Origin of the sequence: Nocardia sp. NPDC051030, from assembly GCF_040683015.1 — a bacterium.
GTDB lineage: Bacteria > Actinomycetota > Actinomycetes > Mycobacteriales > Mycobacteriaceae > Nocardia.
Genome location: NZ_JBFBCD010000003.1, coordinates 598,457 through 610,433, shown reverse-complemented (window position 1 = coordinate 610,433; position 11,977 = coordinate 598,457). Strand labels below are relative to the sequence as shown.

The window sequence follows — 11,977 nt, the reverse complement described above, 5'->3', positions numbered from 1 at the left end:
CGGGCGATGGTCATCGTGCCATCAATTGAGTGACATGGATCACATTTGTGGTAGTGGATCAGTGGTCAGGCAGCCAGTTGCCGTGGAAGCCGTAGGGCACGCGCTGGGGTAGATGAATGGTCGCGACCGGTCCGGCGGCCAGGTCGGAGGCGTTCAGGATGACCAGGTCACTGAGGTCGGTCTCGGTGTTGTAGACGTAGGTCATGAGGTAGCCCGGCCCGCCGGGAGTTTCGGTCGCGGGCGCGAAGGAGGCTTCGGAGGCGATACGGCCATGGCCGAATTCGTGACTGGTACTGGAACCCGTGTGCAAGTCATAGCGGAGGAGTGCGCCGTCCCCCTGCTCCGACACCGTGGCGTGGCCGAACTGGGCATCCAGACCCGCGAGGCGGTCGTCGATGCGGGGGAATTCGGCAATGCGGTCGTCGAGCTGCTCTTCGCGAACGACACCACTGGTCAGGTCGATGGTCCAGCGCCAGAGGGTGGCCTCCTCGAATGTGTCGGACTGCCCTCGCCACATGCTGGGATAGCGCATGACATGCAGGATGATTCGACCCGGCTCGTCATGGGCATTGAGGGCGTGGAAGACATAGCAGGGCTCGATGGAGAACCAGCGGATATCGCCGTGCGGGTCGTCGCGGCGCAGGACGCCCAGCCGGGCCTGGTAGGTCTCGCTCCAGCGGAAGGGCATGCCCCCACCGGCTTTGGCCATCTCCATGTCGAAAACGACTGGGAGATCCATGAATACGACGTGCTCGGCGGTGAGGTTGAAGTCGTGGTGCATGGTGGGGCCGGGCACGTCGATGTGGCGGCTGACTTCGAGATCGCCGGTGGCACTGGCGCGGTGGTAGGTGAGGTAGGGCTCGACCACGTCGTAGCCGAAGAAGTGCAGTTCACCGGTGGTGGGGCAGGTCTTGGGGTGCGCCGTCATGGCGGTGTGGAGTTTGCCGTCGAAGTCGTGCGGTCCCAGAGTGTCCAGGTCGCAGGTCAATTCATACGGGTAGGAGGATTCGACCAGCGCGAGGGTGCGCCCGGCGTGCCGGATGATGTGGGTATTGGCCACCCCGGCGGCGAGATCGCGCTCACCGCGGTCGTTTCGGCCGCGGGCGCCGTCTGTGAACGTGCTGGTGCGCACCCAGCGATTGCGGTACGAGACGGCGCGGCCGTTCTCGATGCGTACGCCGTGCACCATGCCGTCGCCGAGGAACCAGTGCTTGGAGGCGGCGGCGTGCGGATTGGGGCCATTGCGCAGGTACCAGCCGGTGAGCTCGGCGGGAATCTGTCCGGTGCAAGGCAATTCGTAGGCGGTGACTTCTTCGGTGACCGGTGCGTAGTTACCGGTGAGGTGGGGGACGGTCATGGTCCGAACCTTGTCTCTAGCGAAGCGTTATGCAGTCTGATCCGGGGAGCCGCCCGCGTTCTCGGCGAGCCCTTGCGCCTTGGCCTGGACGTAGGCGACATAGCGGATGGTGAAGACCACCGGGATGACGAAGGCCAGGACCTGCACGATGGTGCGCGGCGTATCGGAGTGCGCCAGGATCGCGAGCAGGACCGCGCCGATGGCGAAGCTCGCGGTCCATACCGAGGTTAGGACATACGCGGTGCGAATGAACAGGGGCTGATCCCAGATCTCCTGCGGCGTGGTCTGTTTCGCGATGGGCAGCGTGAAAGGCACTCGCACCGCGAGGGATATCCCGGCAATGAGCGCAAGCACCGCGTTGGCCGCGGCGGGGGTGTACGCATGCAACGAGCTGTCCGGATTCGAGAAGGCCACCACCGTGAGCGCGGCGAAGAATATGGCGGAACCGAGATCGATGATCTGCGCGTCCAGGCGGCGTCCGGCCCGGGTCTGCTGGGCAATGCTGGCGATCGAGATGCCGAGCGCGATCAGGGCGGACCACTGCCAGTACTCGGACGGGATCACCGCGAAGACGATCCAGGGGGCGAAGGCGCGGAGGTAGGTCATCTTGCAGAAGCTCCTTGACGAGCACGACATTCCAGTTCTGACATGTCAAAGTCTGAAGCTCCTGCTTCCACATGTCAATAGTAGAATGTAAGGTGATTTTTATGAGCCTGAGGTACGCGTTGCTCGGATTGCTGTCGGACGAACCGGCCAGTGGCTACGACCTGCTGCAACGCTTCAAAGGATCGCTCTCCAATGTCTGGCCCGCAACCCAGAGCCAGATCTATACCGAGCTCACCAAGCTCGCGGACGCCGGGCTCATCGCCGTCTCCGACGAAGGCCCGCGCGGCCGCAAGGAATACACGATCAGCCAGGCGGGCATCGACGATCTGCGCACCTGGCTGATCACCACGAAGCCGAAACGCGTGGCGCGCAATGAAATGCTGCTCCGCGTCTTCTTCCTCGGCATGGTGCCGACCTCGAACGCCCGCGACTATCTGTCCGCCATCGGAGCCGGTGCCGCCGGAGCCCACTCCGATCTGGTCGCACTCGAGGCATCCATCGACTGGGACGACACCAATCTCTCCCACTACGGCCGCATCGCCATGGAGTGGGGCGAACGCTTCTATGCCATGAATCGGGAGTGGGCCGAGTGGGCGATCGCTCAGCTGCCCGCGTCCGATGCGCCGAACCAGCGAATCAGCGCGGACTCCACCGATTCCGGATCCGGCGAACCCGCGAAACAGACGTAACCGTCGGGGCGCACGAGGATCGCATCGGCCTCACCGGATTCGCGGTGTTCCACTCGACCCGACCAGCGGTCCGCCAGCTTGGCGAGTTCGGGCTCGGTGCGCGGGTAGAGCAGGACGCCCCGACCCGCGCGCAGCTCGATGTCCAGCCGGGCGCCGAGCAAGGCGTGCGGCGGCGAGCCCGGCATGTCGTAGGTGATATCCAATCCGGAGATCATGCCCGCGATGTGGCGGTTGCCGTCCGGAGTCGCGATCAGATCAGCGACTATGGCGCGCAGGGCACGAACATCCTCGTCCGGCGACATGAGAACGCCTTGCGCCCTGGTGTTGTGGAGCACGCGGGCTCCGACGGGGTGACGCTCGGAGTGATAAGTGTCGAGCAGTCCGTCCGGGGCCCAGCCCCCGATCGTGGCCGCCAGCTTCCAGCCCAGGTTGAAGGCATCCTGCACACCGAGATTCAGGCCCTGGCCGCCCGCGGGGAGATGAACGTGCGCGGCGTCCCCGGCCAGCAGTACCCGGCCGGTGCGATACGCCTCGGCCTGCCGGGCGGCGTCGGCGAAGCGCGAGGCGGACCGGATCGACCGCAAGGTCAATGCCGTTTCCCTGCGCTGCAATGCGACACGCACCTCCGCTTCGGTGACCGGCTCGTCGCGGCCGAGGCCCTGCTGCTCCGGGCCGCCGAACAGAATCCGGAAGACACCGTCGCCGAGCGGGATCACGAAGCCGATCCCCCCGCCCCGATCGAGATTGAAGTTGGGCAGCCGCCATTGCGTGGGCAGTGCTGGATCGTCGTCGAGCAGCACGTCGGCGACGACCATCGAGACCCGGCCGTCGCGGCCGGGGAACGCCACGCCCAGTTCCTTGCGGACAAAGCTGCGACCGCCGTCCGCGCCGATCAGGTACGCCGCCCGCAATGTGCGCTCGCCATCGGGACCTTTGACGACCACGCCGACACCGTCGTCGTCCTGGATGAATCCGGTCAGCTCCGATCCGCGGAGCACGGGAATCCCGAACTCGGCGAGATGCGCTTCCAGATACCCTTCGACCCGGGCCTGCGGGATCCCGACCTGATAGGGGAACCGCGTGCCGAAAACCTCGTAATCCAAACGTATTCCGGAGAAGTGACCGCCGGGGATATTGGTGACGGCCTGATCCGCGATGGGTTCGAGCCAGCCGCGCGCATCCAGTAGTTCCGCCGTCCGCGGCTGCAGATTCAGCGCCCTGGACTGTATTCCGCGCTCCGCCAGCCGTTCCAGCACGATCACCCGCACCCCGGCCAGTCCCAGTTCATTGGCCAGCGCCAGCCCGGTCGGGCCCGCACCCGCGATGATCACCTCGGCGTCGAATGTATTCACTTGTGCCCCCTTACGTTTCACACCTTCAGGTCGTGGGCGGCGATGTAGCGGATATGGAAGGCGAACAGCCCGCCCAGCACCACCAGCCACTGGAGCGTGCTGACCAGCGGCACCAAGTCGATCGGCAGCGTGTAGGCCAGCGCGACCCGCACCACGGCGTCGAGCGCGAATCCCATCCCCCACACCGCCGTGAGAACCCTGAGGCCCCTGCGGAATTCGGGCTGAGCATCCCAGCGCGCCTCGTATTGGCGAGCGCCCTCCGCGCCGATCTTGGCGGTCACGATCGCGCGGGAGGCCACGAGCATGAACGGCTTGCTGGTTGCCAGCGTACCGAGCACCCACAGACCGAGCGCCCCGAAAAGCCAACTATCGCGGACCAGAAGCACTCTCGGATCGCCGGTGACCAGGGACATCAATGCGCCCAGCACCACGATGCTCAGCGAGAACAGCACCATGAGATCGACCTTGCGCTGCTTCACGACGGTGTATACGACGGCCGGGGTGGCGAGCAGGCCCGCGCCGAGCAGCGATATCCACTGGCTGAATCCGGCGGCATGCAGGCCGTAGTATCCGGCCAGCGGCAGCCCCAGCTCGAGAATGAGCTGGCGCGCCAAATGCTTTCGCGCGGCGGCGGACTTCTGCTTCTCCGTCGGCTGGTCGAGAGACTGCGCCGGAATGATATCGGTCGGTTCTTCGCTCATTGTCTTCTCTTCAGTTGTCATGACTCATACCGTCTTTGCGAGTGGCCGCCTCGAACAGATCGGCCAGTTCCCGTCCGCACACCGCACTGTCGAAATCGGGGTCGACGGCGGCGCGGGCGGTGGCTTCATTGATGGCTCCGTGCAGTGCCAGAACCATGATCTTGGGGTCGAATTCGCGAAACTCCCCGGCGCGCTGGCCTTCTCGGAAGCGTTCTTCCTGGACCGAGAAGAAGTAGGCCATGCCGGGCGTCAGGCCACGCAGTTCGGGATCCTCGGCGCGGACCGCGCTGACGATCTCGAGCACGGCGAGGAAATGCTTCGGATACTCGTCGAGCATGGCGATGCGGGCGGTGATGTAGGTGCGCAGCCGACCGGCCATGGTGGTCTCGGCATCCATTTTGCCGGTGAGGTGCACGGCGGTCAGGCGCATGAACTCGGCGACGACCTCACGGATCAGATCGTCTTTGCCCTTGAAGTGGTAGGAGATCATGCCGGTGCTGCTCAGCCCGGCCTGCTTGGCGATCTTGGCGAAGGACGCATTGCCGTAGCCCTGGTCGGCGATGACCTCGATGGCCGCGGCCACGATCTGCGCGCGCCGGGCGGATTCGATGAACGTCCGTTCTTTTTGCTTGTCCGGACTATTCTTTGCTTGCATGAGCAAAACGGTACGCCGCTTTGCTCATGCAGACAAGACTTTGCTCAAACGAGCAGATTATTGGCGGTAGGTCGCCAGGAACCGGCCGATGCGCTCGATGATCGCCTCGAGATCATCGGCATGCGGGAGGGTGACGATCCGGAAGTGGTCCGGGCGCGGCCAATTGAAGCCGGTGCCCTGCACGATGTGGATCTTCTCCTGCAGCAGCAGATCCAGGACGAACTGCTCGTCATCGCGGATCGAGTACATGTCCAGGTCGATCTTGGGGAAGGCATAGAGCGCACCCTTGGGCTTCACGCAAGATATGCCGGGGATGGCATTGAGCGCCTCCCACGCGCGGTCGCGCTGCTCACGCAGGCGGCCGCCGGGCAGGGTGAGGCCGTAGATGCTCTGATGCCCGCCGAGCGCGGCCTGAATCGCCTGCTGGGCAGGCACATTCGCGCACAGGCGCAGGCCCGCGAGCATGGTCAGGCCTTCCAGGTAGCTCTCGGCGTGCTGGGTCGGGCCCGAGACCACCAGCCAGCCGGAGCGGAATCCCGCGCAGCGGTAGGACTTCGACAGGCCGGAGAAGGTCAGGACCAGCAGGTCGGGAGCCAGGGTGGCGGTGGCGGTGTGGGTGGCCTCGTCGTAGAGGATTTTGTCGTAGATCTCATCGGAGAAGACCACCAGATTGTGGCGGCGCGCGACCTCGAGGATCTCGCGCACGACCTCCGCCGGGTATACCGCGCCGGTGGGATTGTTCGGGTTGATCAGGACGATCGCGCGGGTGCGGTCGGTGATCTTCGATTCGATATCGGCCACATCGGGATACCAGTCCGCGCCCTCGTCGCAGATGTAGTGCACGGGCCGACCGCCATTGAGCGCGGTGGCCGCGGTCCAGAGCGGGAAGTCCGGCGCGGGGACCAGGACCTCGTCGCCGTTCTCCAGCAGCGCGGTCATGGCCATCATGATCAGCTCGGAGACGCCGTTGCCGAGGAACACCTGCTCGACGTCAATGTCATTGAGACCCAGCGTCTCGTAGTACTGCACCACCGCGCGCCGGGCCGAGAGCAGGCCCTTGGACGAGGAGTAGCCACTCGAGTTCGGCAGATTGCGGACAATGTCCTGCAGGATCTCCGGCGGAGCTTCGAAGCCGAACGTGAGCGGGTTGCCGGTGTTCAGCTTCACCACGTGGTGACCCTCGGCTTCGAGCCGGGCCGCCTGTTCGGCCACCGGTCCCCGGATTTCATACGACACCCCGGCGAGCTTGCTCGACTGCTTGACCTGCATGAACGTCCCTTCTCCGTGCGACTGCCGACTACTCTACTTGGAAATACCAAGTTTGCACTTGGAATTTCCAAGCGATTGGCTACAGTGGGCATGTGCCACGCCGAAGCTACGACCACTACTGTGCCGTCAGCCGCGCCCTCGATGTCATCGGGGACCGGTGGAACCTCCTGGTGGTCCGCGAATTGAGTTCGGGTCCACGCCGATACAGCGACCTGTTCGCCGACCTCCCCGGCATCAGCACCGATGTCCTGGCCACCCGCCTGAAGGATCTCGAACGCGACGGCATCCTCACCCGCCGCAAGGTCGGCCCGCGCACCGCCACCGCGGTCTACGAACTCACGCCGTTCGGCACCAGCCTGCGCCCGGTACTCGACTCCCTATCGGTGTGGGGCACAACACTTCTCGACGGGCGCCGCGCCACCGACGCCGTCCGCGCGCATTGGTTCGCCCTCCCCCTCGGCCGCGCCGTCGCCGAACTCCTCCCCGAGGGCACCGCCTCGATCCGCATCGGCGACACCGTATTCCACTACGTCATCACCGCCGCGGGCATCACCCACCACGACGGAACCGCCACCTCCCCGGATCTCGACCTCGAGCTGACGCTCGCCGAGGCCACCGATATAGCCACGGGCGCGCGGTCTCTCGGGGAGGTCATGAAGGACTCCGCTGCCTGACGAGGTCGTCGCGTCAGCCAGCCCGGCGAAAACCCACGCGGGTTCTCACTGCACGGTGAAGGCCTTGGCCGAGCCGAAGACGACGACCTCGTTCCGATCGATCAGGGCGACTCGGATTTGGGCGGCATCACCGGACTGGAGGGGGGATTCGCCCGGGGCGGGGGTCAGAGCGACGGTGGTGTCATGTTGACTTCCGTCACATGTGACCGCGGTTTGGGTGCCGGTCGCGGCGGGGGCCTCGGCCGTGGTTTTGCCCAGCATTGCCTGAATGCTGGTGACTCCGGCGGAGGCGTCGCAGGTGTAATCGATCTCGACGGAGCTCGGTCCGACGCCATTGATATTGACGGCGTTCGCGGCGAAAGCGGGGGCCGCGGCCAGGACCAAGGTCGCGCTCGTGGCTGCGAAAAGCATTGCGGTGCAAGCGGAGCGGCGGGAATGGGTGTTCATGAGATGTCGTTCCTCCTGTGTGGCGGGGATGAATCGCGGAACACAATGGGAAACATGCGCGGTGTTGATCTCACCGCTGATCTCCATGGTCCAACGAGCGGGCCGCCGGGCGTGGGAGAACCGGTCAGGTTGGCGCGTCGCGAGGGCAGCGGCGGGAGGGGTTGCCGGTGTGGGCTAGACTGCTCGGCGGACACAACAGCTCACTCTGGGCTATTGTTGATCATGGTGTGACTCGATCATGCCAAGCGTCGTAGATCGCAATCACTGCGCGACCCAGCCTCCCGCTGCGTGGCAACGCTCTTCTTACGGCGATCGATTTTGCCCATCGGCAATCTCGCCAATCGTGCCCCCGGCGCGGACTCGTTGTCCGCAGACGGCTCGGGCACCACCCGATGCCCGAAAGGCACTGCAACACTCATGACTTCCACTCCTTCCTTTGCCATGCTCGGCGTGCACGAACCTCTCGTGAAGGCCCTCGAGCGTGCCGGGATCAATGATCCCTTCCCCATTCAGGCCGACACCCTGCCTGATTCCCTCGCGGGCCGTGACGTGCTCGGCCGCGGCAAGACCGGCAGCGGTAAGACCCTGGCCTTCTCCATTCCCATGATCGACCGCCTCGGCGGCGGTCTCGCCGGTAAGCGGGCCGCGAATCGCCCGGTCGGGCTGGTGCTGGCACCGACCCGCGAGCTGGCCACCCAGATCGCGACGGCCATGGAGCCCCTGGCCGCGGCCTACCGCATGACCATCACCACCATCTTCGGCGGCGTGCCGCAGAACCGGCAGGTCCGGGCGCTGCGGGCCGGTGTCGATATTGTCGTCGCCTGCCCGGGTCGCCTCGAGGATCTGATGAAGCAGGGGCTGATCAGCCTCGACGCCGTCGAGATCACCGTCATCGACGAGGCCGACCACATGGCCGACCTCGGCTTCCTGCCCGGCGTGACCCGGATTCTCGCGGCCACCCCGGCACACGGGCAGCGCCTGCTGTTCTCCGCCACCCTCGACAATGGCGTGAACAAGCTGGTCAACCGCTTCCTGCCGAAGGCGGTCCTGCACTCCGTCGATGAGGCGAACTCGCCCGTCGCGGCCATGACCCACCACGTCTTCGAGACGGCCGGTGCGGACGCCAAGCGCGATATCATTCAGAAGCTCGCCTCCGGCACCGGACGGCGAATCCTGTTCACCCGCACCAAGCATCAGGCCCGCAAGCTCGCCAAGCAGCTGACCGTGTCCGGCATTCCGGCCGTCGACCTGCACGGCAACCTGGCCCAGGCCGCCCGCGACCGCAACCTCGCCACCTTCGCGGCGGGCGATGCCAAGGTCCTGGTCGCCACCGACGTGGCCGCTCGCGGTGTGCACGTCGATGACGTCGAGCTCGTCGTGCACGTGGATCCGCCCGCCGAACACAAGGCGTACCTGCACCGTTCGGGCCGCACCGCGCGTGCGGGCAATGCGGGTGACGTGGTCACCCTCGTGCTGCCCGATCAGCGCCGGGACCTCGCGGCCCTCATGCGCAAGGCCAAGATCGACGTCACGCCGCAGCGCGTGACCGCCGATTCGCCCGCGGTCGCCAAGCTGGTCGGCACCGTGGCCGCGCTGATCACCATGCGGGCCGTCGAGCCCGTCCGCGACGAAGCCCGTCGTGGCGGCGGCGCTCCGCGTCGTGGCGGCAATGGCGGCGGCAATGGCGGCGACCGCCGCAATGGCAATGCGGCGCAGGGACAGTCGCGCGGCGCCCGGTCCGAGCGCACGGGTGGTGCGGCTCGCACCGGCGCGGGCTCGGCTCGTGCGGCCGGGGGCTCGACCGCCGGTGAGTCCACCCGTCGTCAGCGTCCCGCCGGTAGCGGCCAGGCCGCTCCGCGCAGCGGTGGCGCACGCGGCAATGGCCGTGGCGCGGCTCCCGCGGGCAGCACCGGCGGCATCTCCGGCTTCTCCCGCACCGGTGGCGGCGACCGTCGCCGTCGCGGCTGAGCCACACCGCATAAAGCATCACCGAACGCCGTTATTGACACACCGTCAATGACAGTGAGACTGTCTGTGCACAATCTTCTCGCCGAGGGGTCACCGCCCCTCGGCTCAACAGAGGGTGCACGGCCAGGCGATGACTTCCGAAACCGGTTACACCACAATCGAATACACCGTTGACGGTCCGATCGCCACGATCCTGCTGAACCGCCCGCACGCGCGGAACGGATTCACCACGCGCATGGCGAACGAACTCGGCGCGGCCCTGCTCGCCGCCGACGGGGACGACGACATACGAGTCGTCGTCCTCGCCGGTGCCGGACAGCATTTCTGCGTCGGCATGGATATGGCCGATGACGAAGGCATGGACGACGCCACCGATCCCGACTGGGTCGAACCGGCGACCCGAGTGGTCCGGCCCATGACCAATCTGAACAAACCGGTCATCGCCGCCATTCATGGTGCGGCCGTCGGCGTCGGCATCACCATGACCCTCGCCGCCGACTTCCGCTTGGCCGCAACCGATTCCCGATTCGGCTTCGTCTTCGCCCGCCGCGGCCTCTTCCCCGAGGGCGGCTCCCTCTGGTTCCTCCCCCGCATTGTCGGCCTGGCCAAAGCCAAGGAATGGATGATCAGCGGCCGCCTCTTCGACGCCGACGAAGCCCTCGCCGCAGGCCTGGTCACCAGCCTTCACTCCCCCGCCGAATTACTCCCCGCCGCATACGAACTAGCCCACGAGCTAGCCACCTACGTAGCCCCGGTCTCCGCAGCCGCCATCCGCCGCTCCCTCATCACCATGTCCGGCGCCCCCACCCCCGAAGCCGCCTTCGCCCTCGACAAAAAACTCATAGCCGGCGCCCTAACCAGCCCCGACCTCCGCGAAGGCATAGCCTCCTTCCTCGAAAAGCGCCCACCCCACTTCCCCGGCCGCATCACCACCGACCTCCCCGACCTCACCTGAAACTCGAGCACCTCGGCATGCTGCCCATTCGTCACCGGCAAAGGTGACGGCGAGCCGGTTTATTGTTCGTGGACACCGGTGACGGTCAGCTGTTTTCGGTGGTGGTCGTAGTGCTGGCCCGGGTACCGGTACAGGTCCGCGAGGGACATGGATCCCTGGAAGTACGGATCCCAGCGGCTCGGGTAGTTCATCTCGCGCGTGAACGCGGCTGTGGCTTCCCGCCGCAGGGAACGCTGCAACGAGGCGATTACTCGGTCCATCTTTGCGCCCATCCGGTGCCGGTTGTATATGCGTGCCGCCAGGCGGGAGCCGTAGAAGTTGATCACGTCGAACGGACCGGTCACCGCGTTCAGTATTCGTGCGTTCGCGCGGCTCGCGCCCGCCGGTAGGCGGCCGAATACCCGTACGAGGATCAGGAGCTTCTGAACGATCATGTAGCCGAACACCATGTGGAACAACAACTCTTCGTTGGTCCACCGGGTCCCGTTCGTCGGGGTTCCCCACTCGCCGATGCCGGTGGTATCGAGCAGGTGATGGAAGTCGGCCCTCGCTCGCTCCAGGTCTGCGGCGAGACCGTCGCGATCGACGTTCGGCTGTGACATGACTGCACCTCGATTCGAGCGCCGCGAAACGCTCATACGACGATTGTCGCGCGCTCGCGTTCAGAGTTTGAGCGAGTGGCACACGCGCTCGAGTAGCTCGTCCTCGTCCATTGGGGTATCTACCTCAATGACGGGGAGTCCGAGTCGTCGCGTGTCCGTCTCGAGGCGGTCGGTGAACATTCGATCCCGTTCGAGCAGGTTGCGCCGAGCCGCTTCCGGATCACCGGTCCGGCTCGGAATGTCCCAACCTCGCAGATCGAATGCGGCCTGCCGGAACTCGGGCGTGGGTAAGAGCCAGACGGCGCCGCGGGAGTCGGACACCAAGGGTGCGACCAGGTGGGGCAGGAGGCGGAAGCCCTCGACGATCACGCCGCCGTCGGTGCCCATCCGCAGCAGATCCTCGACGATCAGGCCGAATCCCTCGCCGCGGAACCAGTGGAATGTCTCGAGCATTGTCTCTGGGGACCTGCGCACCCAGCGCTCGTCCATGCTCATTGCCAGGAATTCGTGCAGATATGGCGCGTCCTCGGGTGTGCAGCGCCGCGCGTGCTCGGACATGACGTCGTCGGTCGAATACGTCCGTAGGCCATGCTCTTTCGCGATCCGCGCGGCGATGGTCGACTTGCCTGCCCCGCTCCCGCCGCCGATCCAGTAGATATCCCGCAATCCGCACCCCTCTCGTCGGCACACAGCACACCACAG

General features: G+C 65.9%; 13 protein-coding genes. 4 read left to right on the top strand and 9 right to left on the bottom strand.

Annotated elements, in window-relative coordinates; all coding sequences use genetic code 11:
* Positions 1 to 58: 58 nt before the first annotated feature.
* Positions 59 to 1,357, bottom strand: a complete 1,299-nt coding sequence (locus tag AB0N05_RS12160) for a carotenoid oxygenase family protein (RefSeq protein ID WP_364691389.1) — start codon at positions 1,355 to 1,357, stop codon at positions 59 to 61.
* Positions 1,358 to 1,384: 27 nt separating this feature from the next.
* Positions 1,385 to 1,963: a hypothetical protein gene (locus AB0N05_RS12155; protein ID WP_364691386.1), complete on the bottom strand. Its 579-nt coding sequence runs from the start codon at positions 1,961 to 1,963 to the stop codon at positions 1,385 to 1,387.
* Positions 1,964 to 2,064: 101 nt separating this feature from the next.
* On the opposite strand from AB0N05_RS12155, the gene AB0N05_RS12150 reads away from it, so the two are divergent.
* Complete coding sequence (locus AB0N05_RS12150) at positions 2,065 to 2,652, top strand: PadR family transcriptional regulator (RefSeq protein WP_364691383.1); 588 nt, start codon at positions 2,065 to 2,067, stop codon at positions 2,650 to 2,652.
* Here the strand turns inward: AB0N05_RS12150 and AB0N05_RS12145 are convergent.
* Genes AB0N05_RS12145 through AB0N05_RS12130 form a run of 4 tightly spaced genes read right to left on the bottom strand, consistent with a single transcriptional unit; the run spans position 2,565 to position 6,629 of the window.
* Complete coding sequence (locus AB0N05_RS12145; protein WP_364691380.1) at positions 2,565 to 4,004, bottom strand: FAD-dependent monooxygenase; 1,440 nt, start codon at positions 4,002 to 4,004, stop codon at positions 2,565 to 2,567. The two genes, AB0N05_RS12150 and AB0N05_RS12145, sit on opposite strands and share 88 nt — an antisense overlap.
* A 17-nt stretch (positions 4,005 to 4,021) precedes the next feature.
* Positions 4,022 to 4,705 (bottom strand): VC0807 family protein, encoded by a 684-nt coding sequence (locus AB0N05_RS12140; RefSeq protein WP_364691377.1) that lies wholly within the window; start codon positions 4,703 to 4,705, stop codon positions 4,022 to 4,024.
* A gap of 10 nt (positions 4,706 to 4,715) precedes the next feature.
* On the bottom strand, positions 4,716 to 5,360 hold the full coding sequence (locus AB0N05_RS12135; protein WP_364691374.1) for a TetR/AcrR family transcriptional regulator: 645 nt from the start codon (positions 5,358 to 5,360) through the stop codon (positions 4,716 to 4,718).
* A gap of 57 nt (positions 5,361 to 5,417) precedes the next feature.
* On the bottom strand, positions 5,418 to 6,629 hold the full coding sequence (locus tag AB0N05_RS12130; protein WP_364691371.1) for a pyridoxal phosphate-dependent aminotransferase: 1,212 nt from the start codon (positions 6,627 to 6,629) through the stop codon (positions 5,418 to 5,420).
* Between the two features lie 92 nt (positions 6,630 to 6,721).
* Between AB0N05_RS12130 and AB0N05_RS12125 the strand changes: the two genes are divergently transcribed.
* Positions 6,722 to 7,303, top strand: coding sequence for a helix-turn-helix domain-containing protein (locus AB0N05_RS12125; protein ID WP_364691368.1), 582 nt, complete (start codon positions 6,722 to 6,724; stop codon positions 7,301 to 7,303).
* 45 nt (positions 7,304 to 7,348) lie between these two features.
* Here the strand turns inward: AB0N05_RS12125 and AB0N05_RS12120 are convergent, their stop codons facing one another.
* On the bottom strand, positions 7,349 to 7,750 hold the full coding sequence (locus tag AB0N05_RS12120) for a hypothetical protein (protein ID WP_364691365.1): 402 nt from the start codon (positions 7,748 to 7,750) through the stop codon (positions 7,349 to 7,351).
* A gap of 417 nt (positions 7,751 to 8,167) precedes the next feature.
* Here AB0N05_RS12120 and AB0N05_RS12115 point away from each other — a divergent pair, with 417 nt between their 5' ends.
* Positions 8,168 to 9,718 carry a DEAD/DEAH box helicase gene (locus AB0N05_RS12115; protein WP_364691362.1) on the top strand — a complete coding sequence of 517 codons (1,551 nt, stop codon included), beginning with the start codon at positions 8,168 to 8,170 and terminating at the stop codon, positions 9,716 to 9,718.
* 130 nt (positions 9,719 to 9,848) lie between these two features.
* A complete protein-coding gene (locus AB0N05_RS12110; protein WP_364691359.1) occupies positions 9,849 to 10,673 on the top strand; it encodes an enoyl-CoA hydratase-related protein in 825 nt (274 codons plus the stop codon).
* A gap of 59 nt (positions 10,674 to 10,732) precedes the next feature.
* Here the strand turns inward: AB0N05_RS12110 and AB0N05_RS12105 are convergent, their stop codons facing one another.
* Together AB0N05_RS12105 and AB0N05_RS12100 are read right to left on the bottom strand one after the other, a co-directional pair.
* Positions 10,733 to 11,275 (bottom strand): DinB family protein, encoded by a 543-nt coding sequence (locus AB0N05_RS12105; protein WP_364691357.1) that lies wholly within the window; start codon positions 11,273 to 11,275, stop codon positions 10,733 to 10,735.
* A 60-nt stretch (positions 11,276 to 11,335) separates the two neighbouring features.
* Complete coding sequence (locus tag AB0N05_RS12100) at positions 11,336 to 11,941, bottom strand: AAA family ATPase (RefSeq protein WP_364691354.1); 606 nt, start codon at positions 11,939 to 11,941, stop codon at positions 11,336 to 11,338.
* Between the last annotated feature and the right edge of the window lie 36 nt (positions 11,942 to 11,977).